Genomic DNA, 25867 nt, shown 5'->3' on the forward strand with positions numbered 1-25867 from the left:
GTGAGTCGTCGTTCAATTCGGCGCGAGGAGGGTTCGGATGACACACCTACCCCTCCTCAGTTAAGCCATGAACCAACTTCGATTCCGGCTGCAGTCATGCGGTTTGTCTCTTAGCTAAAGACAGATGGTGGTGAGTTTTTCCACCTGCATTCTCTGGATTACCGTATTACGGAAGAAACGATAGAGGACGATTTTTTCGTAGACGCCTTGGAAAATCGCGACCTGTTTTACCGGAACGAGATTAGTGGTGTAGAAGAATTCAAATCCTCTTCTAAGGCAGCAAAGAACTATAGAGAATACGTGGAGGACAGTTCGTAGGTTTCAGACGGTGATCGGTGAGGACCGGACATACAACGTGATTGTCGGTTTAATGGCAAATGTCATTATATTGGGACAGCGTGCTCCGAGAGATTATCGCGTGTCAACTCAACTGGAAGCCGACGAACCCAGCTCGTCCACTTGTTCATCCAGTTTCTGGATTGTGTCGATCGCACGGTTCACCAATGCCCTAAGCGGCTTTCCGTCTGGAAGATACATACGGTTGTGTTGGGCGTGGACCAGGTCATTTCGGTATTGCCGGATGTTGCTCAATTCGCCTTTCAGCCCTGAGTCAATTATCCCGGTGTGGAAGAGTAGGTCTTCGCGTCTGGCCTGGGAAAACTCGCGGAAGAACGCGATAGTGTTCTGTGGAGGGCGTTCTTCACCGCCAAGCGTTTCATAGAGGATGATCGCGGTAAGGCGTTCAAGGTGTGCGTGGCCGACAACGTAGAACTCGAGGAGGCAAGTACGCTCCTCCGGTTCGAGGATGATGTCGTTTCCAGAGGTGTTCCGGTCTTCGATGGCGGTGATAACGGAGTCGAGGCGATCGTAGAGTGATTCGATTTCACCGAATCCGTCGTATACTATTGATCCGTCGTCACCGAGGTGGATGTCTTCGTCCATGGTTAGCACTGTTCTAGCAAGGAAAGAAAATTCCAGCGGTCTGTTGTTTAGATCGCAGGGGCGCAGTTCACTGGTGGAGGTATGGGTCAGATCCGCCGGTCTTTGGCCTCTTTCCAGACGTAGTGAAGGGAGTACAGCACCATAGGTGGAGCCCAGGCGTGGTCCGTTACGAATAGACCGATCAATGCGGCGGTGGTGAACACTAAACCTAAAACGAGTAGCTCCAGAGCCATGCCGGTCGTGGCGAACTCAAACATGGTGTAGAACACAGACAGGTATAGATCGACGATTACGAGAGACATCACCATCTGCGCCTCGATCACTGCGATCGCCGCCTCTACGGTGTAGTTCGTTGCGGGTTCGACGCCGGATGCAGCTAACTTGTGGATGGCGTTGGCCATGATGAAGAACATGGGTGCGGTAGCCATGAAGAGCAGTAGTATCCGATCATCGAACAATTCGAGAACGCGATGAATCTGGTCTTTCACGTCATCAGAATCCGTCATACGGTATTTAGTATCTACTTGATCAAAAATATTTCGATTTGACCTGTCTGTTTATCTATGGTGTGTACTGGGTGATGTCCCCGGAGGTTCCCGCCGGAGTCGTTTCGTAGCTGGACTCTGCATCTGGATGGTATGACTGATGACGGGGACGACGGCGAGGCGGATAACGACGGTGAGGAGGGAGTGGACCGTATCCTTGAGAAGTTGGAGGAGGAAGCGGAGAACCGTAGAGACGAAGACGAGGGCAAAGACGAGAACGAGGACGGTGTTGATCTTCCGGAGCCATTGGAAGATGAGGGAACGGACGGTGGTGTATCATCACAGGCCGGTGGTGGTGGGTTCTCGCTGTTTCCGAACCAGTTTCGAATCGCTGATAATCTGATAGATACCGGGGTGATGCGGATGGTGGAGTTGGTGAACCAGCAGATGCAGGAGGTGCTGGATGTGATCGAGGAGCACCGGGAGGAGATGCGGGAGGTGATCGAAACGATGATCGATCTGGAGGAGCCGAAGATGTATGATCTGGCGGAGTCCGAGTGCATGAGAAGGCGGAAGCGGTGGCGGCTAAGCAGTTGCGGGATATGTTCTATGCGTTGGAGCGTGTCGGTGATTCGGATATGGAGGTGGTGCGGTCTCGGATGGCTGTGGGGTATGATGCGTATATTGGGTGTGTTCCGACGGCCGATGATGAGGATGAGGGGCCGGTGGACGTCAAGTCACGGATTCATGAGGCGATTTTCGTATTTATCAGTCTGCAGGATGGGTTGATGTATTGGCTATGTGAACGGGATGAGAGTGTAGACTACGATAATCAGCGGGATGAGACCTATTACGGGAGAACGAAGAAGGAGGTGTTGAAGGATCGGTACGATTCTTATTATGGGATTGCGCCAAAAAGTTTGTTTGATGATAACCTGGATGCGTTCTATGATCATCGGCACAAGATTATGCACGGGGATTTTGATGCGTATTTTGACGAGAACATTGCAACGGCTGAGGTCCTGTTCTTTGTGTTGACGCTTCATACGGTGTTGGAGGAGTTGGAGAAGTCGACGGATTACGAGCGGTATAATACCGATTTGTCGGATTAGAGGGTTTTGCACGTCCTTCTCCGCCGAGGGGCGGACGAGCTTGCCTTTTGAGGGTAGGATGTGCCGGTCCAGTGTCGTCTGAACGTTCGGAGCGTGGAGATTGCCTTTAACCCAGTTTCCTGAAAGATTGCTGGCGGCAGGTTTCACTTTCAGTGTGGATGGATCGGGTTTTAGATAGAGGAGTAGAATGGTTCGGATGGAGCCCTGGATCGGGATCACACGCTCCATGGCTCCACGTTCCCGGCTATGCACACAGACCCAGAAGACGCGCCGGTCGGTGATTGCCCGGTCTGTGGAGCGGTAGTAGGATCCGGGCAGATCTTGATCGAGTACGAGAAAGGCGACGAGCGAACGGCGTTTTCCGAGTGCTCGTCGTGCAACGAAGTTGTCCGCCCCCGGTAGCGGAGAAAGAGAACCAGAAGGAAGGAGGGGAAACATACCTGCCAGGATCTCTGCGACCTGCTCCTACCTATTCGAATACCTCTGCCATCCATCCTTCTTCGGTTTCCACCGTCTCAACCCGATAAATCTCCTTCTTCCCGTTGGGTGTCATAGAACTCTTCACACACCCCAGTAGCACCCCGAGAAACGGTGTCTGAAAGGCAGCCAATATTGACACCATTCGGAAGCGACGATAGCAGAACTCTCAACCGAATCCTCAAAGCCATGCAAACCGTTCTATGACACCCTGCATGGGACGCCAACACCGTCCCTCGGGGCTTGTGCCACTCCGAATTGATCCACCTGCATTTGATCCGCACTCTAATGTAACGCGAAGATCAAGCTGGTCACTAGCGGAATGATCCCGGTAGAGTATTCGAGGACAGCCTGGAGAAAGGTCTTGGTATGTAGGACCCGGGAGTCGGACGTCGATATATGCAACCGATCGAATATATGCACGCTCAACGTCGTCGACGAGCGTACAGTGTGCATAGATCGGCGCCGATCGCGACCGCTTTCAGCCCGATCACTGCGCCAGCCCGACCCGCCTATATTACGAACACTCATTTCAGGTAGTCGAGATCGACGGGTTCGCGCCCCCCGTATGCACATTCGTTTATATGCGACGAAACTAACCACCCTTCGGCTCAGCGACGAGCACCAGCGACTCCTTGAGGAAGCGAACGAGATCGTCGCGGATGGTTCCGAGGATGATCCGCCGATGGCCGACGTGATTCAGGAGTGCACTACTTTCACCCCAGTCCCACTACCTATTTGAACAGGCAATACGTGTCGTCATTATGGCGACTCTCCCGTCCCTCTTCGAGCAGTTCTTATCGGACATCCGGCCGACAGAAGAACACAAACAGGATTACAAGGACGGCCACGAGACGCTTCGTGAGCGGTTGCACGAGGACGACGCGGTGAGTGAGTACTACGTCGGGGATTTTCTTCAGGGGAGTTATCGACGCTGGACTGCCGTGAAGCCGATTGGAGACGAGAAATCTGACGTAGACATCATTCTCGTTACGAATCTTGACAGGAACGATCAGCCTCCTGCCGAGGCGATGGAGAACTGCGAGCCGTTCCTGGAGGAGCACTACGGCGACCAATGGGAGCGGAAACACCGGGCCTACCAAATTGACGAGGAAAGCGTCGAACTTGATCTCGTGTTGACCGCCGCACCCAGTGAAGCGATGCGGGACGCAATAGGCCCAGACAGTTCTATCGGATCGCTGCCGGTCAATGCAGCCTTGGACATGGGAGAGACCGAAGAATTGTTGCAGGGTCTCGGATTCGAACCCGGTACGAAAAGTGACGAGTGGAAGATTGATCCGCTTGACATTCCCGACCGCGAACTCGAAATCTGGGAGAAAACCCACCCACTCTACACCATCGCCTGGACCATCGACAAGAACGCCCGCACCAACAAGCACTACGTCAACGTCGTGAAGACTATCAAGTGGTGGCGGCGAACCCAAGTCTCGGAGCCAGAGCGTCCGAAGGGCTACCCTCTTGAGCACATCGTCGGCTGGTGCTGTCCAGACGATATCGAGAGCGTCGCAGAAGGTGTGACCCTCACCTTCGAAGACATCGCGCAGCGCTACACTACTCATGCACAGAACGAGGAAACACCATTCCTCGGAGCCAGGGGCCTTCCCGACAACAACGTCCTGGCCCGCATCGATGGCGAGGATTTCGCTGCGTTCCACGAGAACGTCGTTGAAGCCGCCGACCTCGCCCGGCAGGCCCTCGATGAGGAAGACCCGTCTACCTCCCGTGATCTGTGGCACTCCCTTCTCGGAGACGAATTTCCACCGTACGGGAGCGATGACGACGACAGCAACGGCGAGCGTCAGTCTGCACAATTCCGCTCCTCGTCAGGATCTACCAGTGTTTCCGACCAGCGATTCGCCTAACCCACTGCTGAACTAACGCATGCCTCCTAGAGAACTAATACGGGCAGTGGATGCCCTCAACCAACTCGACGCAGTCACGGTACGTGAAGGCCTCCGACAGCAAAAGGACGGGCGTAAATGGATACTCAAAATCAGGCTTTGCCTCACCGACCTCCCAGTGGACACGCAGGTGCCGCGAGAGACCCACTGGTATGTCCTGATCGAAGATACCTATCCGTGGGGGTCAATCGAGATCCATCCGTCTAAGGAAAACAGCATCACTGCAACCTTCCCCCATCAACGACGGAACCACCCCGGTAATGAAGGTGAGCCGTGGCGAAATGGGGACATCTGTGTCTCTCAATACGGTCACATCCTTGGCCGGTCGGGTGCAATTACCGAACCACGCGACCCAGATGAACGGCTCCGGTGGCACCTAGAGAGAGCCGTCGCGTGGTTGGAGATCGCCGCGCACGGAAATCTTCAGCAGCCAGGTGATCCGTATGAGGTGCCAGAATTCGATACCGGAGCAGCCCCGAATCGAACCCTCGCCTTCAACGAGACCTATGACTCATTCGAAGACTGGAAATCAGTTAGCGGATCGTGGGGCACTGTCGAACTTCGACAGTTAGCGGAACCCATGGGAACACTCGCTACCGGAGAATTCAGAGACCAGGACGATCACGTCATTCACCAACCCGAGTGGGGCGACTACATCAAGAACAATACCGAGGACGTATTCCCCGGAGCTTGGATTCTCCTCGATTCGACACCGTTCGAACCCCCATGGGAAGCACCAGAAACATGGCGTGCACTGGAGAACGTTCTCGAAGACGCTCCCATTAAGCTGTACGAACTCATGGGGAAGGTCAGTTCAACTGTCACGGAGGAAGACGTTCAAATCCTACTCATTGGGTTTCCGATTCCCGAAGAGATTGGTGACCCTGACGCTCTCATCCGGTGGCAGGCTGTCAAGCTCCCCAGTCTCAAACGACCAGCCGAGCACGCCGGCGGATACCGGAACACCGAGCGAGACCGCGAAATCCTCGCCCGCGTCGATTTAGTGAACAAGGAGATTCAATGGCTGGACTCGGAGAACTGGGCGCACGAGCAACTCGCACGGCGTGGCTCGCTGTCGAAGCCGCTATCTGAGACAAAGGTCCTCCTCATTGGGACTGGCGCGTTGGGGAGTACACTTGCGGAATGCCTTGTACGAGGAGGTGTTCAGGAGTTGACGCTCGTCGATGGTGAAACCTTCGAAATCGGGAATCTCGCGCGCCACACTCTGACGCTCGCCGACGTTGGCGAAAAGAAAGCCACCGCACTCGCTGAGCGACTCCAGTCACTCACCCCGCACGCCAGCGTCGAAGCAATAATCGAAGATTTCCCACCGACCGACGAATCACGGGATGCAGTCGTTTCATCAGAGATTGTTATCGATTGCACTGGGTCAAACGCTGTGCTGGAAGCACTTCGCCGTTTCCCGTGGAAGCACCCGACGTTGTTCACCTCCGCCTCGATGGGACGACGCGGCAACCGGTTGTTCGTCTATTCTGCGTACGATACTATCTTCCCACATAATCGCTTCCGAAAGGCGCTCGAACCGTGGCTACTCCAAGAACGATTAGAGTGGTCGCACGGTGAGGATGCTGTGCCGGAACGAGTTGGCTGCTGGCACCCGGCGTCCGTCGTTCAGATGGACCGAGTGACCACGTGGGCAGGTACTATCTCCCGGCACCTCGACCAAACAACAGACCTCGGGCACGGACAATACGACCTCACTGTTCTTGAAACACAGGCAGAAGGTGAAGTACCACTTGTGTCTGAAGCCGAGCCACCATTCCAAGACGCGATAGAGTGGACATCTGCAGATTCGTCAATCACTGTGAGAATCCCGGCGGATCGCCTTGCTGCTGTGAAAGACTTGTGTGCTGAAGCAAGGGAGGTTGAAACCGGCGGGATTCTGGCGGGGACATACTTCTCGGGAAGTGAAGCACTCGTTGTTCGGGCGACAGACCCGCCGAGCGATTCGACTCACGGGCCGACGACCTTTCACCGAGGAACCGAGCAAGTAGATGAATGGCTCCAAGCGGCTAACGAACGCCTCGGCATCCAGTATCTCGGTGAGTGGCATTATCACCCGGCCGCGCCACCGGAAGCAAGTGATGACGACCATGACGAGATGGTGTCCATCGCTACAAACGAGAGTTACCATTGCCCCGATCCAATCCTCGTCATTGTCGGCGGAACACCACCCGATGATCTCTCCGTGAATGTGTACGTCTTCCACCGCGAAGGCGACTTCGAAGAGCTCCATCGTGCGAACCCGGAAGACGAACCGGAAGATAGTCAGTGAGATAGGAGTAACTATTTTTTCAGATCAACGGTGACCGACTATGACTGACCCGACGGGGAAAATGTTCGTCAGCTACCGAAGGAGCCAAGCGGACATCGCTGAAGCACTCATCACGTCGTTACACGAGCATGGGATACGAACCTGGCAGGACATTTCCGATCTACGTACCGAGCCAACCCAGCCCGAGATCAGGAACGTGTTAGAGGTAGAGAATCCTGAACTCGCCGGTGGCATTGTACTGGTGAGTGAGGATGTCACCAAATCGGATATCATTCTCGAACTGGAACTCCCCCGTCTTCATAACCGGTGGAAGAACGAGGAAGAGTTCTTCGTGGTAGTCGCGCTCTGTCCTGGGATTGACTATGACGACGCCAACGAAATCCTCTCCGAATCCCCGACACTGCTCGACTTCTCCGATTGGAACATGATTAAACTGGGGTCTACAGCGGATACGCCAGCATCAGCCGATGACGTCGCTACTGCCGTCCTCACTGAACGGGTTCGTCTCAACCATGAACGACTTGATGAGGACCACCCACTTGACGTATCTCTCGATACGTACGCTCCTCCCTCCCATGCATCTCGACCAGCGGTTACCATCGATTGGTCATCGTATTTCGCAGACGAGGCTCCGACGCCTGATCATTGGAATCAACGGCTTCTCCCTCGACTCCAAAGGGTCATTGACCTTGTGGAAGAATCTGCTCCCGGGAGATCTCTCCGCGTCCGCGGACAGGCCCACTTGCCAGCCGCGTTCGCACTAGGACGCTGCCTCCAAACGACCAGAGGGATCGACGCGACGTGGCTGCAATACAGCGCAGGCCAGCATAGTCCATGGAACCTCCACACTGATCACCAAGACAGTGGATTGGAGAGCACCCTCCATGTGAACGACATTACGGGTTCTGACTTGGCCGTCCTAGTCTGTGTCACGAATGAAGTAGGCGCAGCTGTCGGGAGATCCAAATCATCACTTCCTGATTTCGGCGGTGTCCTTGAGTTATCGCTTAGCGATGACATCGGATCATCACTTAATACTTCAGAGGCCGCACACGCCGCGCACGTCTTTCGCCAAGCGGTTCAATCGGCACTGAATGAACTATCTGCCACATCAACAATACATCTCTTCATGGCGGCCCCAGTGGGACTGGCGTTCCTATTCGGCCAACAGAGCAACACCTTCCCCGAAATCCAGACGTATCTCCTGGAAACTACAGACGGAGCAAGAACATACCAACCTGCTGCCGCACTAGGAAACTGACTACGCTCGAAAGCAACTTGTTGGGGAACTCAGCTTTGCACGTTGACCAAATGACGGATTCACTGTCTAAACATCTTCGAGAGGACCTCTATCGACAGATTTTCTCAGTAGGGAAACAACGAGTCGATCTTCACGAGACCGGCTTGACCTGTATGTGACGCGAAGATCAGCCGACTCTCTCGTGAAAAATAGGTGCCGAGAATTGGGCATAATAGGACTAAGTTCAAACCCACTGTGTATTTCCGAAGGTGGACACAATAGAATTGGAGCTTAGTCTGAGTAAGCTCAACTCATCGGAGCCATTTTTTCACGAGATGGGCGGCTGATTCTCGCGTTACATCCGATTGTGAACTGAACGACTGCCCTGGCCAAGAATTTAGTACCCAGCCCCGTGCTCTCTTGGCATGGATTTCTCAGATTACGTGGTGCTGTTTGTACTCGACGTGATTGCGACCGTGGTCGGAATATTTGCTTACATCGCGATTGGTGGATCGTTCTAACTTGCGATTCTGAGCGTTACAATCACTTCCTGTACGTAACATCATACCTACCGTCTCGAACTGCAAACCAAGCGAAACTCTTCCACGACAGTTGGTGGCTGAAGTGGTTAGTCGTCGATGAGTTGGGGGTACGCCACTTCCCAAAGGGGTTCGCCAGGGTCCGCAAAGTAGCCGGAATAACCGCCCCAGAAGACTTCCTGAGCGGGTTTCACAATTCATCCGCCGGCAGCTTCTGCCTCGTCAAGAACTGTGTCTACTTCCCTTTTGTCGATACATTGTGAGCGATAGTAATTCCAAAGAAGCCGCTGCCGTCCGCAGTAACGGTCGCGTCTTCGGCGAGTAGTTCTCTCGGGTAGAGCGAGAGCCACGTCCCATCAAGGGGGAAGAAGGCGACGTCGCTGTCATCTTCCCGCTCTTGCATCGGTAATCCGAGACCATCTCGGTAGAACCCAATGGATTCAGCAAGGTCTGACACACCAAGTGTCACAAGTGTAATCTGTGGGCCCATAGTGGGTAGAAGAGTACTGTGACAATAAGCCGTTCCGCTCCTCGTTGCAACAAGATCGCTCAATAGGAACCTCTTCCTACTACCTCGTGACAGCTTCTGACCGTTCAGTTCCACTGGAACGAATAGAATCACCCTCACAGGCTCCCCTCCAGGGGACATCGTCTCAGGATTCAGTGCGAGTTACGTCAGTGGCCGCTAGCAGCTCTTGGATGAACCCCGTAAGGAGGTCATCGGGATCGTACTCGCGACCGTGCGGTGGTGGATTCCAGAGTTCAACATCGAACGCATGAGTTGTGGATAGCTGCCCGTCAGTGACGGCCACCATGAGAATCGCTTGCTGGAAAATCACTACCGTACGGCGGTCGTCGACAGGGAGAGAGTCGATCGCAGCCGCCTCGAGTGCGGTGAGAATATCGACGGGCGCAGTCAATTCACAGTGCTGCACTGGATCATCCTCGCCCGTCATAGCTACCGATACCAGCCGTCCCCACAAGTACGTCCGGGTTCCGAGCGTTTCACACGCCTAGTCCCCCATCGCCGTTCTAGTACTCAATACAGCATAGGACTATGTCTCTCAATCAACTCTCTCGTCTTGAGTGAGTAATCTATCGGTTATTGGGGAGAGACGGGCGAGAGTACAGTCGTCTTGCCTTGTGCAACAATGGGGTGCATACTCTCTCCGATGTTGCACAAGGCAGTGGGAATCAAGTGTCGGTATCAGCGGATTCTGTGACTAATACAGCGGAAACGCGGTGTCTCGTGACCGCGCCACGGGCCTTCGCATCGGTCACGGGCACCGACGGCATCAATTGATCACCGAGTGCTCTGCAGTACCAGGTGTTAGTGTAGGGACTGGGCACAGAACCCGTTTCCTTCGGGATCGTGCATGACTGTCCAGGTCTGTGTAGGGGCCGGTCGTCCCAGTTTTCGTCTCAACGACGGTTGCTCCGAGTTCGGTGAGTCGCTCGACTTCCGCTTCCCGGTCATTGGCGTTCAGGTCGAGATGGATCGGAATGTGCTCGAGTGCGACCGCGGCATCTTCTTGAAGAACAACTGTGGGCCATCCCCCGCTGGATCGACCGCTGCAGCGGCCGCGTTGAGATCGCCACCCTCGGCTTCGATCGCGTCGATGAGATCCGGTGGTGGCTCTTCAAGGTCATAGTCGAGCGCGGCGGCACAGAACTCGGCGAGCGCCCGTGGATCCCCACATGCGAACGTAATATTACCCAGCGACGCCATACGAGCACGACCAAAGATTCGCCACCGACCCTATGAATACAGAGTGAACAGCTGGTTGGGAGTGTCTGGAACCTGCGGAAATATGGTGTGGGGCACGGAACCTCCGGAACCGTCGGTATTGTGGGCCACCGGTCGGCCTACGGAAACTAACCCCCCACCTGCGGAACCTGCGGAAACATCGGTCGAAGGTTTTTTATGATGGTCTCTGGTTGAGGGAACCAACACCAAGTTTTGCTATGACATCAGCCTTTGATGATTTATCGGAGAGCGCGATTTTCGAGCAGCGCGACGCGCTTGCTGATGAATACATACCCTCAGAAATTGTCGGACGCGACGAGAAAAAAGAGGAGTATATGAATGCTCTCCTACCCGTCTACAAAGGGGAAAGCCCAGATAATATTTTTCTCTACGGGCAGAACGGTGTTGGGAAAACTGCTGTCACACACTGGGTGCTCAGTCAGCTTGAAGCGTCAGAGAAGCTCCAGACCGAGCTTGCAGTTCTTCCCATCAACTGTGAAGGTGTAAACACGTCGTATCAGTTGACAATTGAACTGGCAAACCAATTGATCCCAAATTCTGAAGATTACCTTCCCTCAACAGGCCATCCTGAAAGTAAGGTCTATTCCGTTTTCTTTGATCAGCTAGACAAAATTGGAGGAACAGCACTCGTTGTCCTCGACGAAATCGACCACGTGGCGAACATCGACACATTCCTCTACAAAGCCACGCGCGCAGCGAGCTATGGCGATCTCACCGAAACAAAACTCGGCCTCATCGGGATTAGCACCGATACTGCTTTCAGCGAAGATCTATCATCAGACGTTCGCTCATCCCTTCGCGAACGAGTCATCGAATTCCCGCCGTACGATGCCGGTCAGCTTGAACAGGTCCTGCGACAGCGTGTTGACACCGCCTTCTACGAGGATGTAGTAACCAACGCCGCGATCACTTATGCGGCCGCCCTTGGGTCGAAGAACAGTGGTGATGCGCGGATGGTTCTTGACTTGATTCGTATCGCTGGAGACTATGCTCGCGAGCGAGGTCTGGACCACGTCACGGAAGACCTCATTAAGGAAGCAATGGACGAATATGAGATTGAACGATCAATGTCAGTGTTGGCTGATCTCCCAGAAAACATCAAGATAGTTGTGTATGCCCTCGCAGTTCTCGAAGAGCGTCAGGACGAGGAAGTTACATCAGCAGTTCTCTATGATCTCTATAGTGATTTCACTCAGATCGTCGGACACGATCCTGTCTCGGAGCGCCGAGCACGGGACTACTACGGACGGCTTGATGACCTGAACATTATCGAATCCCAGGTGAAACATGATTCCTCTGGAGGACAATACAAAACTCATTGGCTGAATCATCCGACCAATGAGGTACTCACAGCACTTAGCGATACTGTCGATACAATCGGAGTCCACAATAGCATTCAGCATTTGGTCGAGCAGTAAGATCGCCTCTTCACGTTATATACGGCAAATGCGATAGTAGAGGTCCAAGACGACGACACCCACCGCCGTTTCCGGAGGTTCCGTAGCATACACCACTATTTCCGGAGGTTCCGTACGGGGGACCGTTGTTTCCTTAGGTGATTCTCAAAGGACGTGAAAATCACAAGAGAGAGTGGAGTTTCCGATAGATGCGACACACACCCTCCATTGTTTCCGCGGGTTCACGCAGAGAGTGGCCGTCGCAATCCTCATCTCTATTTCCTAGGAGAAAGCTTTATTACATAGCAAGAAAAACCGAATCCGTACTGCAGTTAATAAGATGGGTTGGCAGTAAGAGCTTGGGTTGAAGAAGAGTCTATGTCACTCCTTTCGTCCCTACCTACGGAAATGGTGGAGGGTGTGTGTCCTTCTTCCACGAAATCAAGCATTGTACTGCGATTCTCCGGCTAATCTCTATCCACCTCCGGAAACAGTACCCTGCCTATGGAACCTCCGGAAACGATGGTGTAGCTTCCGGACCCTCTGGAAACACTGGGGTGGCCTGCGGAACCTCCGGAAACAACGGTGTGTCCTCCTGGGCGTTCCTCTCGATGACATGCTTACGTGGTTCGTCGCCGATGTCGAGCAGGCGATCCTCTAGGATGTTCTGTGGGAGGCAGCTGCCCAGCTCGTCGAGCCGAGTTGATCGGGTGACCTCGGCGATCCGATCTGTGGTCCGTTCATGGAGCTGCTCCTCACGGTCGATCGTCTGAGACGGTCGTGGAGGTGGGGACGAATGGGGATCGATCCGCTTAGGGGAGCGTCGATGCTCCAGAGCGCACGCCACTGGTTGCACAGTTCGGGCCTGCAATCGACCAGACTGCACTTCCGTGACATCCTCCCATCCTGTCCGTTCACTCTGAACACGGTATTGCCTGACGGTCGAAAACCCCAAGCTAGAGGCTTCTGGAGTGCTCATCGCCGACCGTTCCAGACACACCGCTGAAGTCTTGCAACTCGGCCGGCGCTTCGAGGAAGGCGACCGAGTCCGGGTTCCAGACATACCCATGAGGTCTTGAAACGGGCGATCAGATAATCATCTATCAGGCCCTAATTTTTCGAGTTCAGCAGGATCAATCTCTCGATCCAGGACCTCTTCACCAAGATCTGTAATTGAATAATATGGTCCACTCTCCTCATCAATTGTCAGTAGCCCACACTCAAAAAGTAACTCAGTCCGTTGTCCAACATAATTCGGAGAGTAATCTATGTTCTTTGCAATTGCAGCAGGATTGAGCGCTAACTTCAAAGGAGAACCTAGGATCTCCAAGATGGCAATATCAACAGGACGGAGCCAAGAGACCTGACTGAACATGTCACTACGATCGATCACGTACAGCATCTTTACTGCCATGATCCGGTAGTGAATCCATCTATATCCAATACCCAGGTAGTGAGTTTCGCTCACAAAGGTTAAGAGGATGGCTACTAACAGACAATTACACGCACCCCAGAACCCAAAAATCGGAACAGAATGAAAAATGCACCAAACATTACCAAAGGGATTAATAAGCCCTCGGGAAACCGACTAGCCCAAAGATAGGACAACGCATCAGGAAACCAGCTGCTCAAGGTCGATTACCGCAGGAGGAAGTTGGTATCTTCTCCTCGGTTGTTCGGCCACATAAGTGTTCCGCTTAGATAGCGGGAGCGCTGTTCCAAAATCCGAGATCCATCCGCAATCTCGTTGGAGTAGCGTCTGGTGTCGAGTGTTCTCTCGACCAACCCCATGCCAAACCCCGATACGCCTGTCTTCGGGATTGACGAGCGCTCTGCCATCGGCACCGAGCCGGAGCTCCAGCTATGACCGACGAGAGCGGCGCCCCCACGAATGCAGGGCTCCGGGCGGTCGGACCGCTCGGGCAGGCGTCGCTCTCCGATGTGATCATCTCTGACGTTGGGCCGCGTCGATCATCCTGGTTGCCTGACGCCCTCGACGAACTCTTACCGACGACGAGCCGCGCGATCCGCGAGCTCGTGGGAGATCATGATCCCCGCGTTTTCGCGGACAAGCGGCTGCGGTCGTCGTTCGTGCGCGAGGTTCTCCTGGACGATGTAATCAATGAGACCGGCGAGGTCGCGATTGAGACCGCCGATGCTGGCGTCGCTCTCGAGAGCTATCTGGAGTCGCTTACACGCTACGCGCTGGAGTTCGACGGATTCGAGGCAGAGATCGAGGACTGGCCTCGCCAGTACCGCCAGCAACGCGTCGAGGATATCGAGACAATCACAACCATCGGGACGGGCCGCGGCAAGTGGAATGCCGGCCTTCCCGTCCTCGAGCACGGCTTCTGCGAAGTCCACCGTCGTGCGGAAATCGCGCCGACGGTCCTTCTCCTGCTCGACGGCCAAGAGTGGCTCTCCGTCGACGACAACCGGACAATCCAGTCGGCTCTCGACGCGATCACGCTGCTCGGCGAGGTCCTGGACCTCCGACTCGTTCTCTCACCGTCCTTGGAGCGCTACCTCGAGCAACACTTCCAGTCCTTCTGTGAGGACGTTGTGGGTCTTACTGAGGAGAGGGATGCCTCCACCACCCCACCCCCTGTTTCTGCCGACCCGACTGAGTCTGATCTGCTCGCCGACGCATGGGATCGCCTGTGTGATCTCGACGGTCGGGGGGAAGGACGGCTCCGGCTGCTCGCGAATCTCGATCCAGATAGCGCTCGCGAACATCGAGACCTCAAGCAAGACGATGAGATCGACTTGGCTGCTGGCTCAGTGGATCGTTACGTCGGTGACCTCGAGAGCATAGATCTGGTGACCGTCGACGACAGTAGCCGATACAACACTGTCTCACTGTCGCCTCTCGGGGAGACCGCACTTGAGTTCATCACTGACGACTACTCTGTTCGTCACCCGCTTCAGTCCCAACTCGACGCGCCTTACGCGGACCCCCCTTTCGACGACAAGTACAGTGTATCGCCCGAAGATGAGATTCCCCCCCAGGATGGCCAGGGCGACGAAGACAGCTCCGAGAATGCATCTACTGCTGAAGAATGGCTGGCTCAGACCGGCAATCCTGACGACGGTGCCGCGTACGTCCAATGGATCGACGGCGGGCCAAGTGAAACGCTCGACGCGTGGGCGATGCACGATCGACTTGCTGCTGGTCGCCGCGTCGAGGGCGTCAACCTCGTCGATCACGAAATCTCCGAGTTCGAGGACGGCCGCATCGCCCAACTCTCTTGTTTCGAGGACGACGCTCAGGTCGTCGTCCAGTGGGGCGGGTCGCTCCCTACACTGGCACGTCTCCCAGCAGCCTTACTGAGCGACCGCGCGTTCTCGAAGATTCTCGAACCCAGTGCAGTCGGCTCCGCGTTCGAGAACCTCTTCGAAGACCACCTCGAAGAGGAGATCGAGGCAGTCATCCAGCGTGGGATGCAAATCGGCTGGTTCTCCGAAGACGAGCTGCAGTACGAGTCCTGGCGTAAGCGGTGGGGTCACGTCCGGACGGAGCTGCTCCAGCGCCTCGGCGAGGCCGTCGGAACCCGCGATTACGAACTCAGACAAGAGTTATACAACGACCTCCACGGCCTGCTCGCGTCGGCGACCGCGCTCTACCGCTCGCTTGGGATCGACGTCACGATCCACATCCGGATGCCGGATACGGCGATGCTGCGAGATGACGAGACGCGTCTCGGCGATTTCCTCTCGTTCATGCGCCACACAGTCCCGAAGCAAACCGCATATGGCATCCACAGCGGGAACCGGATGCTCCTCGAGGACCGACGCAAGAAGCTCCGGCAGCGGCTCCCATATGATGTCCAGGCCGACGACCCGACGATGGATCTCACCGCGTCCTGGGTCGTCTCCGGTCCCCAAGCATCACTCCTCCAAGAAGACCTCGAGAATGCGATCGGCGCCGCAGACGAGGACGTCCGCGAAGCCATCCAGGAAGGAGCGGAGACGGCGCCGACGATGGAGATTCCCGTCGTCGTCGCAAACGAGTTCGGCGCGATCAAGTCCGAAATTTCGCGCCACCTGGAGCGTAAAGGATTCCGCCAGCGTCACGACAACGTCGTCTCACTCACGAGGGCTTGCATGGCCGTTCTGGGTACGGAAACTCGGGGTGCGAGCCCGTTCGATGTCGCCGAAGCGCTGCTGCACCTCAAAAAGAAGCCGGGTCTCTCGCTTTCACTCGTCCAGCTGGAGAATGCGCTCGCGATGCTTCCGGCTGATCGTCTTCTCCGCGGCGAGAAGGCGACTGTCCAGAAGATGGTGAAAGCACTCCTTGAGGCCGACGATCCGCTCGGTCGGAAGGAACTCATCGAGGCAGCAGGGATCTCGGAGAATAGTTACGACCGGAACTGGCGTGATCTTCGCACCCTCGAGGCCTTTGGGCTCGTTGACCGGCTCAACGATAAGCGCTGGCAGGCCCGCCTGATCCCGTTTTGGAGTGACGTCGGATCGAAATCGTCCCCAGAGGACCTCAAAGAGTGGGAAATCCCGTCAACGTGGTCGGACGTCCTCTTCGAGGCGGTGTTCGTCCTCGGTCGCGACGACGACGTCGACGTCAACGACCTCTTCAGCTGGCCGCAGAATCTCGCCGAGATTCTTCGGGCGACTGAGTGGGAACACTGGGGTCCGATGCTGATCTACCTTTTCGATGGGCTCTTCGAAAATCGCCAGACTGCAGCGATGAGGGGCCCCGGTAAGATAGTGGGAGATCCGAGGAAGAGAGGAGTCGCGACGATTGGGCGGCGCCCGACAGGGACCGATCCGAAGCAGTCTGAAATTGTCGAGAAGACGACAGTGTAGGCTATATGAAAACTTCTGTACAACGGCACTGCTAGATTGAAGCTGAACTGAACGGAGTTCTTCGAGGGGAGTAGGATGCTGTTCAAAGAACTCCAGATCGAGGTAACGGGTTTTTCAGACGTACCGTTTTTGGATAGTGATCGGACGCGCACGCCAGCCTGATCAGCCAGGCTGGCGTGCGCTGGGCATGCTGCAGCGGCCTCCTTAGCCGAGTGTCGCGATCTCTGCGAGTGGTTCGGCGTCAGCCGAACCCGAGCAACCATCCAGCACTGGTACCAGTCTTTTGCCGAGTACTACGATCAGGAGTTTACTGCCGAACCTGATCGCGTCGCTGTCGACGAGAAACAGGTTCAGCTCGGGGAGGAACGGACCGCATGGTTGTACGCGGCGATCGATGTTGACTTGAAAGTCGTGCTCCACGCCCGACTTTCTGAACATCGTGGACGAGATCCCGCTGAAACGTTCTTAGATGAACTGAAAGAGAAACACCGCGTCGGAGACGCGGAGTTTCTCGTCGATGGCATGGGGTATCTCACAGCCCTCGCTCGAACCGATCTCATCGGCCACCTCGATTACTCTGAGCGCAACATCGTCGAAAAGCTATTCCAGATGTACACCATGCGAATCGAGCGGTTCCACGAAACCTGGAACGGCAGTCAGGCCAGCGCCGAGCGCTGGCTGACTGCCTACACCGCCTACTACAACCACCATCGCGACCACCAAGCACTGGAGAATCAGGCGCCGCTCAACGCACTCGAACTGGAGGATTCAATCTAGCAGTGCCTTTCTAATCATCCTAACAACGGTTGTATGAATACAAAATACTTAATCTGGTTTAATTATAGAAGTATATATGGTTGATATATCTCCAAATGAGGATCAGGTTGCTGATTACCTAATAAATCATCACAGAGAAACTTGCGAAAACGAGGGGATATCGGCAGAAAATATCGACATTCAACCAGAAAGGCCATATGACCATTATTCTAATCGCGGATCAGTCGATTTGTTTGTAAAACTAGAATATGAGGGAGGTACGGAAATACACCGGAATTATTATATTTACGAAATTAAAAGCCATTGGGCAATTAGATCTGCCACAGGTGCAAACGAAATCATTAGACAATATAACCGAATGAGAGAGTATTTCTTTAAAGGGACAGATTATAATCTATCCAATAGTGATTCTGTATATTTCCAACTCGTCTTTACTCCTTCTGCCGAATGCTTTAGACATTTCATTAATAATTACGCTATGTATAGAGAGATAATTGAGTTAGTAGAGCGTGAAAGCACAAGCATGTCATCAGATATTTCTTTTTGTCCGACCACCGAAATACTCGATAGATCTCCTATTGTACCGGTGTCAATAATTCAAGACGACATACTAATTGACCCGTCTAGTAGAGAATTCTGGCAGCTCTTGCTTTTATTCGACGAATCTCTTGCAGATGAATTTCGTAGTGTGTTTAACGAGTATCGTGGCAAAGTCAGGAAAGGGCATCAGTTTACAAGCTTCTCTCCGGGGAGATTCTTAATTGAAAAAGGTGTATCTGAAGACTTTATAGAACCTACGCAAGTGGAAGTTGGTAGTGAATATTCTATTGATAATACCATAATATCCAGTGAATTAACGGCCACTCTAAAAGAAGTAGCGAACGTTAATGGGATCACTATTAATCAGGATGGTGCAGAATTTGTAGCTGGATATGCGGACGGAAATGCTAAAAAAGCGATTGACTTCATGGAGACCGTCGCAAAAATGAAAGGGGAGGTAACAATGGACTCAGCTTATGAGGTTCTATCAGACAATAGCTCTTATAAATCAGATTTTATTGATAATAGATACAATAATTCAATGTCTCCAACAGACGTTTCTAATGCAGATAAAATTAAATTGAATAGAATGATGGACATCCCGAAACTTGGCACATACGCCGATATAGAAATCGAAATATCAAAGAATAAGATTGGAAACCTTCATTCAGACTTGCATTTGAGAGATATTATACATACTTCCACTCTTGGTTTAGTTTTAGGATTATATGATGAACAATGAAATAAGATCTATTGAGTATTTAGATTTTTCTACAAGAAAAGCTTGAGCTTTACGCCGAGCTTAGTAGCGTCGAATTGCCCTTATCGACCTGTATCCCTTCTAAGTACCGGATAAGATCGTTTTGAACGGTCTTTTATCGGCTTCCGAGAATTTCCCAAAGAACGGTACTGCTAGATTGAAGCTGAACTGAACGGAGTTCTTCGAGGGGGGTAGGATGCTGTTCGAAGAACTCCAGGTTGAGGTGACGGGTTCTTCAGATGTACCGTTTTTGGATAGTGATCGGACGCGCACGCCAGCCTGATCAGCCAGGCTGGCGTGCGCTGGGCATGCTGCAGCGGCCTCCTTAGCTGAGTGTCGCGATCTCTGCGAGTGGTTCGGCGTCAGCCGAACCCGAGCAACCATCCAGCACTGGTACCAGTCTTTTGCCGAGTACTACGATCAGGAGTTTACTGCCGAACCTGATCGCGTCGCTGTCGACGAAAAACAGGTTCAGCTCGGGGAGGAACGGACCGCATGGTTGTACGCGACGATCGATGTTGACTCGAAAGTCGTGCTCCACGCACGACTTTCTGAACATCGTGGACGAGATCCCGCTGAAACGTTCTTAGATGAACTGAAAGAGAAACACCGCGTCGGAGACGCGGAGTTTCTCGTCGATGGTATGGGGTATCTCACAGCCCTCGCTCGAACCGATCTCACCGGCCACCTCGATTACTCTGAGCGCAACATCGTCGAAAAGCTATTCCAGACGTACACGATGCGGATCGAACGATTTCACGAAACCTGGAACGGCAGTCAGGCCAGCGCCGAGCGCTGGCTGACTGCCTACACCGCCTACTACAACCACCACCGCAGCCACCAAGCACTGGAGAATCAGGCGCCGCTCAACGCACTCGAACTGGGGGATTCAATCTAGCAGTGCCTGTACAACTGCTAAACCAGTAAACGAACGCCTTTGACCGGTTCGATGGCGTTCTTCGAAGGCGTCACAATCGACGACGGAACGGTACCCTCTCTACAGGGATCGGCGGGTTCACATCGATTCTGAACGCCGGCTTTCGAGAAGGAATACTGTTCCGATCCAAGCCAGAGCTATTCCTATATAAAGGAGAAAGCCGATGCCCAAGAGAGGCAGAAGAAACTCCATGTCTCCTGCTTGTGCTGCTGTTGAGAATGTCTCAAAGGGGTTTTCGAAAACGAAATGAAGGAGAATGAGCATTACCCCCACAAAAAACACTCCTGGAAGAAATGTTAGAGACGAGGTTGTTGATATTTTATTGGGATTCTCCATCATATGCCACAATTGTTAGATGCTATTATTTAACACTATCTATTACTTTCCAACCTTATCTATCGAATTTAAGAGTCTCTCTGAGTGTGGATAAGGAGGCTACAACTCTCGAGGCGGGGCAGGCCGAGTGCCTTGAGGTCAAGCCCGGGGGGTTCATGATTTTGATGGTGAGCCGTGAAATTTGCTGGTCTGGTATCGTCACCAGCGGGGCGTCAGATCCAGAGTTCAAGCCAGCGGCGGAGTTCATACGCGCTCGCAAGCGGGACCGGAAGGACCAGCAGCCCAATGAGGAAAACGACAGCAACGTCTACGTTTGAGATAGTGGCCCACCCAATGATCGCGACGGGCAGCGTCACGATCAGATTCCACACGCCAGGCCGGATCGAATAGCCGTGTTGATACCGGTCCCAGCTCGGCACCCGCGCGAAAAACCGGCCCATGTAGAGCACACTCGCAAGCAGACACCCCAGCATCACCATCCCGATCAGGAACGTCACAAGTGTCCCCACCTCAAGCGGGCCAACCAGGACCTGTGGAATCCAAACCGTCTCAGGAGCCTGTGAACTGTCCGTAATGGCCTCTGAAAGATTCACACCTCCACCCCACGTTGTGAATGCGAACAGGAACACGGGAACTGGCGTGAACTTCACGCCGAGTCCCGCCCCACGAAGCAGCCGCTTGTGCTCACGGATCGCCTCGAGACAGACTCCAAGAAACACACAGATGGGGGCCAAAAACAGACTGAAAATGACTAGCCCGACGATCGCGGAGAACATCCACCAGAGTCCACCGAACGGTGCGCCAGTCAGATAGCCGGTGAGGACCAGAGCGAACCCGGCGAGGTTCGCGACCACCATCGGGTACACGGGAGCAGTCATCCCCGGATTGAAGCTCGGCTTCGAACGGGGCTCTCGAGGTTCGAACGAGAATGGCCCAAGCCATCCATAACTAGCGTGGCTGAGGACGACTGCGGCCACCACTACGGGAAGTCCCTGAGAAAGAGAAAGGGAAGCCAGGGTCCGATCAAGCCAGATGAGGACTGGGACGGCGAGGCATGCCGCGATCAGGAGCCGAATCGACGTCGGCGCGAGGAGCCACCGACGTGGTTCGCCGACGACCGCACGGAAACTCGGAGGGGAGAAGAAGTACCGGAACGGCGCGAATCGCTTGGCTGGCTGGCTGAGCCGCTGGTCGATAGTGTGGTATACTTTCCAAAAAGTAGCAAACACAGCTCCGATGAACGACTGTCGACTGTCATTGGTCTCTGTCCGCGATTGGGTTTGGTCGGTGTCACCATCACCATCCCCGCCAGCCGTTCGTGAGCCTGTGCGTGAGCGCGTTCGGGTTCGTGAGTGACGGCGCTCCTTTCTGTGGTCTCGGTTCCGGTTCGTCCGATGGTTTCGATTCCGGTTCGTGCGGTGTGAGTTCGTTTCCGTTTCGGTCTCTGTCTCCTCGCTCTGAGTTGACTTGTCTTCGTCGCGAGTACGGCGACGATCGTATCGTGCCCGTTTTGTTGAATCGGTGAGGACGGCTTTGGCCTCACTGATCAACTGTGTCATCTCTTGGGCGTTCTCAGCATCGCTCAGATCTGGGTGGTGTTCCTTGATCTTCTCCCGATATGCTGCAATAATAGCGTCGTCGGTAGCGTCCTGGGTGATACCGAGGATCTCGTAGTAGTTTGCGTCGGGATCAGGGTCGGGATCAGTGCTGGACATTGGCTGAGGTGGGTGTTGGGCACCTGTTGCTTACCGGAGGACGGGGAGGGTTTGGCGGAGTTTGGAAATTTCGTGATGGGTCAGTGTCATTGTCGGGTGGATTTCGATCTCGGTATCGATGTTGTGGTCGATATCCTCGGCGCTGGCGTGGAGAATCCCGTTTTCGTTGAGTCGAAATTCAACATCGATATTCGGTTCACCTTGTGGACGGGGTGGGATCGGTCCAATTTCGAACTCGTCGATCTGCTCGTTCTCGTCCAGCGTGGGACTATCCCCCTGATAGACCGGAAACGTGACGTACTCTTGATTGTCAAAGAGCGTTGTAAACCTATTCGTGGCGCGTGCTGGAATCGGCGAGTTGCAGTCGATCAGCACGCTGTAATAGTATTCTCTCGTTTCCAAGTCTGTTATTCTGACACCCAAAGATTGTGGTGTGACGTCGGCAAGAGCAATATCGTTCGTGTTGGCAGACGTCGTTTCGAGGGTTCTGTTGGGTTGGTTCTTTTCGAGAGAGGTGGTCTGTCCACCGCCTGTGTTATCGGCTGGCACGGGAAGGGCGGTTTCGTGGATGATCGCGGCTTGGGCTGCTGCGCCGAGGGCGACTGCTTCGTCAGGATTCACCCGTTTCGAGGGAGGGTGATTAAAGAACGCTTCGACGTAGTTCTGGATTTGAGGCATCCGGGTTGCGCCACCGACGAGCAGCACCGTGTCGATCGCTGCTGGTGTATAGCCTGCGTCCTCAAGGAGTTCCGCACAGCAATCAATCGTGGTCTCGACGAGGTGATCCGTCATCGCTTCGAACTCATCGCGTGCCAGCTCGTATTCGACGTTGTGTGTCTCTCCGTCGATCTCGAGGAACGGGATGGAGGTGGTCGTCCGTTCTCGTGCGGAGAGGTCGTGTTTGGCTTGCTGTGCCGCGTCGAACAGTCGTTCGAGTGCGATCGGGTTGGTCTCGGCGTCGAACGCGATCGAGAGTTCGCGTTCGATCCGCTCGATGAGCCAGTCGACAATCGTGTCGTCCCAGTCATCACCGCCGAGTTGAGTCTCACCGTTGGTCGCGACGACCTCGAAGACGCCACCGCCCACGCTGACGAGCGAACTATCGAACGTGCCGCCACCGAGATCGTACACGAGGACGGTCTCGCCTTCACCGCCTTGAAGTCCGTAAGCGAGACAGGCAGCGGTGGGTTCGTTGATGATTCGATCGACAGTCAAGCCTGCGATCTCCCCAGCGTGTTTGGTTGCCTGCCGCTGATTGTCGTTGAAATACGCCGGGACAGTGATTACCGCGTTCGTAATCGACTGTTGGAGATGGTGTTCAGCGTCTTGTTTTAGTTTCTTGAGGATGAGTGCGGAGACTTCTTCGGGCGTGAGTTCATCCGTGTTGTTCGTCAGGGTGTTTTCGAAGACAACGACTTCATCGCTTCCCATCAGCCGTTTGACCGAGAAGACAGTTCGTCCCGGATATTGGACGGCCTGATTTACAGCTGGAGTGCCAACACGCGCTTCAACGCCGTCATAACTCACGACAGAGGGTGTGGTCCGCTCGCCGCTGCCGTTTTCGAGGATTGTGAGCTCGCCTGTGCCCGCCTCAGCAAGGGCAATCGCGCTGTTGGTTGTTCCCAAATCGATTCCGATTGCAGGTGTGTCACTCATGGGTTTTGCGGTGAGGGAGGTGTCAGCTGGTCGTGTCCTTCGGGTCGACGGGGGCGATGTATTGGTTCTCCCAGGAATCCTCTCCAGATCTCCATTGCCAGTAATAATATTTATAGCCAGGTTTCGTTTCCTTGATCGTAATATAGGCTCCACTAGCAGTGACATCGTCGTAGTCGGCCGGATCGGTCGAAATCCCGCGTGCTTCGAGTTCGGCTTGTTCGTCGTCGCTGATCGACTCGCGTTCTTGAGCTTCGGTGAGTTCTTGTTCGCGTTCGGCACGCTTCCAGCGTGCGAGCTCACGAGCGTACGCACTCACTTCTTCGAGGCGATCGGGTGACTGCCGTTCGAGAGGCTTGAGGAGAGTCTTTGGAAGATCGGGTGAGTCCGGTTTGTCTTCGGCCATCGTCCTTGCCGTTACCCCACGTGATCTAGATTAATAATTGTTGTGGGGTAACTCTCTTAGAATTCTTTTATCCTGGCCGAACACTTATGTAGAGTGATGTAAGATATGTCAATATGTATCGACGGCGGCTGCTCACCGCCTCAGGTGCGTCGCTCGCCGGGTTGGGAGTGACAGGATGCCTCGGCTCGGGCTCCGAGGAGAGCGTCTTCGAGGAGATCACGGGCACAGGCTGGAACCTCGTTGTCACATTCGCCGAAGAATCACAGATTGAAGAAATCAGCCTTGTGACGCCCGACGGCGACGTGTTTACTGGGGGGTCCCTCGAGCTGGGACAGCGCCGCGTTGCACTCCCGCTCGTTGAGCACAATTTTGGCGAGATTCAATCGAGCTACAGGCCGGGGGACGAGTACACGCTCGCGGTCGTTGATGCCGACGACGAGCGTCACGAGCGGGCGATCACGCTTGACCCAGCTGTCGAACTCTCCAAGATCGCCATTTTCGGAGAGACCGAGATGGGACAGGACCCCAGCACTGGACCATTCACCGATCTCCACGGGGTCTCGACGACAGCACCAGCGATTACACTGGAGAATGAGGGGAACGCCCCAGGGCTCCTTTTTGAATCAGGCGTGATTGGCGAGAACGTCCCGAATCCACGGCGTGGTCCGGAGAATCGCGACGATTCAACCCCGGATGGGGCGAGACTCATCCCATTGAATGATGATCGGTATGGGATGCAGTCGACGATCGACGGCGTGGTCGTTGGGGCAGACGAGACAACACACGCCGTCACCGCGTATCACCCGTTTGCGTTCCCCGAGGAAGACTTCACTGAAGATGACCTTGCAACGGAGTGGGCGGGTACGGAAATCGAGGCCACGCTGGTAGTCGCGACATTCCCCGAAACCGAGCATCGCGCGACGCTCACGGTTGCGTTCGACGGCGAGATTTCTCGCGAGTCGAACGTGAGGTATTTCGAGGAGACACGGCTTGTGGAGGCAGAGATCGAATGAGCCAGTACGAATCCCAGATCAACCCCCGCTACGACGATCCAGACACGTACTCGGGAAAGAATCCGCCGGATTGGGAGGCACGCCGCAAGAGAGTGTACCGACGCGACGACTGGACGTGCCAGAACTGCGGGCGAAAGAGCGGCCCCCACGCTGGTGACGACGGCGAACGGTTACACGCTCACCACATCCAGGCGTACGCCAACGGCGGGTCGAACCGGCTATCGAACCTCGAGACACTGTGTGAACCGTGTCACCAGAACAGCCACGAGCACAATATCTTCCAGGACGGCTGGGTTGGAGATGGCCCGCGGAGGTATCGGATTGGGGCGGTGCGAGCAAGCCTGCGAGGGATTCTCGCCGCGCTCATCATGTCGGTCTGGATTGCGCTGTTTGGTCGATTGATACTCTACGAGGGAGGAACTCCGCTTGGATCGCTCGTGGACGAGGCGATCTGGATCGGAATCCCGACACTGGTCGTGTTGGTATTCTTGCTTCCGAAGCCGCGAGTCGTCACGGCGCTCCTCGGAGTGGGGACAACAGGACTCACAGCGATGGCGTGGCAGGAGTTCGGGGTGAGTCTCGAACTGCTGGCGATAGCGCTATTGGTGTGGCCGCCGGTTCTGATCGGGCTGTGGGCGATCGTTCGAGGCCATTTGAAGGGGACCCAGTAGTACGTCAGTTCAGATGGGGGAAATTTTATTACTGATAGGTATCTAGTATTATAGAACAGG

At 54.5% G+C, this 25867-nt stretch carries 21 protein-coding genes and 3 pseudogenes; 12 read left to right on the top strand and 12 right to left on the bottom strand.

Going from position 1 to position 25867, the window contains the following annotated elements; all coding sequences use genetic code 11:
- Positions 1 to 426 precede the first annotated feature (426 nt).
- Positions 427 to 942 carry a hypothetical protein gene (locus LCF40_RS18190; protein ID WP_224829607.1) on the bottom strand — a complete coding sequence of 172 codons (516 nt, stop codon included), beginning with the start codon at positions 940 to 942 and terminating at the stop codon, positions 427 to 429.
- A gap of 86 nt (positions 943 to 1028) precedes the next feature.
- The gene (locus LCF40_RS18195) at positions 1029 to 1448 is read right to left on the bottom strand and encodes a hypothetical protein (RefSeq protein WP_224829608.1); all 420 of its coding nucleotides are present in this window, start codon (positions 1446 to 1448) and stop codon (positions 1029 to 1031) included.
- 132 nt (positions 1449 to 1580) lie between these two features.
- On the opposite strand from LCF40_RS18195, the gene LCF40_RS18200 reads away from it, so the two are divergent.
- Positions 1581 to 2216, top strand: coding sequence for an RPC7 family DNA-directed RNA polymerase III subunit (locus LCF40_RS18200; protein WP_224829609.1), 636 nt, complete (start codon positions 1581 to 1583; stop codon positions 2214 to 2216).
- 8 nt (positions 2217 to 2224) lie between these two features.
- Here LCF40_RS18200 and LCF40_RS18205 read toward each other — a convergent pair whose 3' ends face one another.
- Positions 2225 to 2977, bottom strand: coding sequence for a hypothetical protein (locus LCF40_RS18205; RefSeq protein WP_224829610.1), 753 nt, complete (start codon positions 2975 to 2977; stop codon positions 2225 to 2227).
- Positions 2978 to 3584: 607 nt separating this feature from the next.
- On the opposite strand from LCF40_RS18205, the gene LCF40_RS23800 reads away from it, so the two are divergent.
- Genes LCF40_RS23800 through LCF40_RS18220 form a run of 4 tightly spaced genes read left to right on the top strand, consistent with a single transcriptional unit; the run spans position 3585 to position 8495 of the window.
- Complete coding sequence (locus LCF40_RS23800; protein WP_425504259.1) at positions 3585 to 3758, top strand: DUF7386 family protein; 174 nt, start codon at positions 3585 to 3587, stop codon at positions 3756 to 3758.
- A 22-nt stretch (positions 3759 to 3780) separates the two neighbouring features.
- Entirely contained in the window at positions 3781 to 4899 is a 1119-nt protein-coding gene (locus LCF40_RS18210) for an SMODS domain-containing nucleotidyltransferase (RefSeq protein ID WP_224829611.1), read from the top strand.
- Between the two features lie 19 nt (positions 4900 to 4918).
- Positions 4919 to 7234, top strand: coding sequence for a ThiF family adenylyltransferase (locus tag LCF40_RS18215; protein WP_224829612.1), 2316 nt, complete (start codon positions 4919 to 4921; stop codon positions 7232 to 7234).
- A 40-nt stretch (positions 7235 to 7274) separates the two neighbouring features.
- Positions 7275 to 8495 carry an SAVED domain-containing protein gene (locus tag LCF40_RS18220; protein WP_224829613.1) on the top strand — a complete coding sequence of 407 codons (1221 nt, stop codon included), beginning with the start codon at positions 7275 to 7277 and terminating at the stop codon, positions 8493 to 8495.
- Positions 8496 to 9102: 607 nt separating this feature from the next.
- On the opposite strand, the pseudogene LCF40_RS23580 reads toward LCF40_RS18220, so the two are convergent.
- The 4 genes and pseudogenes from LCF40_RS23580 to LCF40_RS23970 all read right to left on the bottom strand — a co-directional run bounded on the left by LCF40_RS23580 (position 9103) and on the right by LCF40_RS23970 (position 10742).
- Positions 9103 to 9503 (bottom strand): annotated as a pseudogene (locus LCF40_RS23580) (VOC family protein).
- Positions 9504 to 9666: 163 nt separating this feature from the next.
- Complete coding sequence (locus tag LCF40_RS18230) at positions 9667 to 9969, bottom strand: hypothetical protein (RefSeq protein ID WP_224829615.1); 303 nt, start codon at positions 9967 to 9969, stop codon at positions 9667 to 9669.
- Positions 9970 to 10308: 339 nt separating this feature from the next.
- Entirely contained in the window at positions 10309 to 10518 is a 210-nt protein-coding gene (locus tag LCF40_RS23965; RefSeq protein ID WP_484593362.1) for a VOC family protein, read from the bottom strand.
- Positions 10497 to 10742, bottom strand: coding sequence for a VOC family protein (locus LCF40_RS23970; protein WP_263623755.1), 246 nt, complete (start codon positions 10740 to 10742; stop codon positions 10497 to 10499). The genes LCF40_RS23965 and LCF40_RS23970 overlap by 22 nt, the downstream gene beginning before the upstream one ends.
- Before the next feature lie 236 nt (positions 10743 to 10978).
- On the opposite strand from LCF40_RS23970, the gene LCF40_RS18240 reads away from it, so the two are divergent.
- Complete coding sequence (locus LCF40_RS18240) at positions 10979 to 12199, top strand: Cdc6/Cdc18 family protein (RefSeq protein WP_224829616.1); 1221 nt, start codon at positions 10979 to 10981, stop codon at positions 12197 to 12199.
- A 1075-nt stretch (positions 12200 to 13274) separates the two neighbouring features.
- On the opposite strand, the gene LCF40_RS18245 is transcribed toward LCF40_RS18240, so the two are convergent.
- A complete protein-coding gene (locus LCF40_RS18245; RefSeq protein ID WP_224829617.1) occupies positions 13275 to 13646 on the bottom strand; it encodes a hypothetical protein in 372 nt (123 codons plus the stop codon).
- 395 nt (positions 13647 to 14041) lie between these two features.
- Between LCF40_RS18245 and LCF40_RS18250 the strand changes: the two genes are divergently transcribed.
- From LCF40_RS18250 to LCF40_RS23815, 4 genes and pseudogenes are all read left to right on the top strand, one after another.
- Positions 14042 to 16999, top strand: a complete 2958-nt coding sequence (locus tag LCF40_RS18250; RefSeq protein ID WP_224829618.1) for a hypothetical protein — start codon at positions 14042 to 14044, stop codon at positions 16997 to 16999.
- Positions 17000 to 17077: 78 nt separating this feature from the next.
- A pseudogene (locus LCF40_RS23810) lies at positions 17078 to 17776 on the top strand (transposase domain-containing protein).
- A gap of 76 nt (positions 17777 to 17852) precedes the next feature.
- Positions 17853 to 19058, top strand: coding sequence for a hypothetical protein (locus LCF40_RS18260; RefSeq protein WP_224829619.1), 1206 nt, complete (start codon positions 17853 to 17855; stop codon positions 19056 to 19058).
- Positions 19059 to 19275: 217 nt separating this feature from the next.
- Positions 19276 to 19974: pseudogene (locus LCF40_RS23815) on the top strand (transposase domain-containing protein).
- Between the two features lie 117 nt (positions 19975 to 20091).
- On the opposite strand, the gene LCF40_RS18270 reads toward LCF40_RS23815, so the two are convergent.
- The 4 genes from LCF40_RS18270 to LCF40_RS18285 form a co-directional block, all read right to left on the bottom strand.
- Positions 20092 to 20352, bottom strand: a complete 261-nt coding sequence (locus LCF40_RS18270; RefSeq protein ID WP_224829620.1) for a hypothetical protein — start codon at positions 20350 to 20352, stop codon at positions 20092 to 20094.
- A gap of 209 nt (positions 20353 to 20561) precedes the next feature.
- A complete protein-coding gene (locus LCF40_RS18275; protein ID WP_224829621.1) occupies positions 20562 to 22064 on the bottom strand; it encodes a J domain-containing protein in 1503 nt (500 codons plus the stop codon).
- A 30-nt stretch (positions 22065 to 22094) separates the two neighbouring features.
- Positions 22095 to 23720: an Hsp70 family protein gene (locus tag LCF40_RS18280; protein WP_224829622.1), complete on the bottom strand. Its 1626-nt coding sequence runs from the start codon at positions 23718 to 23720 to the stop codon at positions 22095 to 22097.
- Positions 23721 to 23742: 22 nt separating this feature from the next.
- Positions 23743 to 24123, bottom strand: coding sequence for a hypothetical protein (locus LCF40_RS18285; protein WP_224829623.1), 381 nt, complete (start codon positions 24121 to 24123; stop codon positions 23743 to 23745).
- A 113-nt stretch (positions 24124 to 24236) separates the two neighbouring features.
- Between LCF40_RS18285 and LCF40_RS18290 the strand changes: the two genes are divergently transcribed.
- Positions 24237 to 25136, top strand: a complete 900-nt coding sequence (locus tag LCF40_RS18290) for a hypothetical protein (protein WP_224829624.1) — start codon at positions 24237 to 24239, stop codon at positions 25134 to 25136.
- On the top strand, positions 25133 to 25807 hold the full coding sequence (locus tag LCF40_RS18295; RefSeq protein ID WP_224829625.1) for an HNH endonuclease: 675 nt from the start codon (positions 25133 to 25135) through the stop codon (positions 25805 to 25807). Before LCF40_RS18290 ends, LCF40_RS18295 begins: the two co-directional genes overlap by 4 nt.
- Positions 25808 to 25867: the final 60 nt, after the last annotated feature.

The organism is Saliphagus infecundisoli (assembly GCF_020177375.1).
GTDB lineage: Archaea > Halobacteriota > Halobacteria > Halobacteriales > Natrialbaceae > Saliphagus > Saliphagus infecundisoli.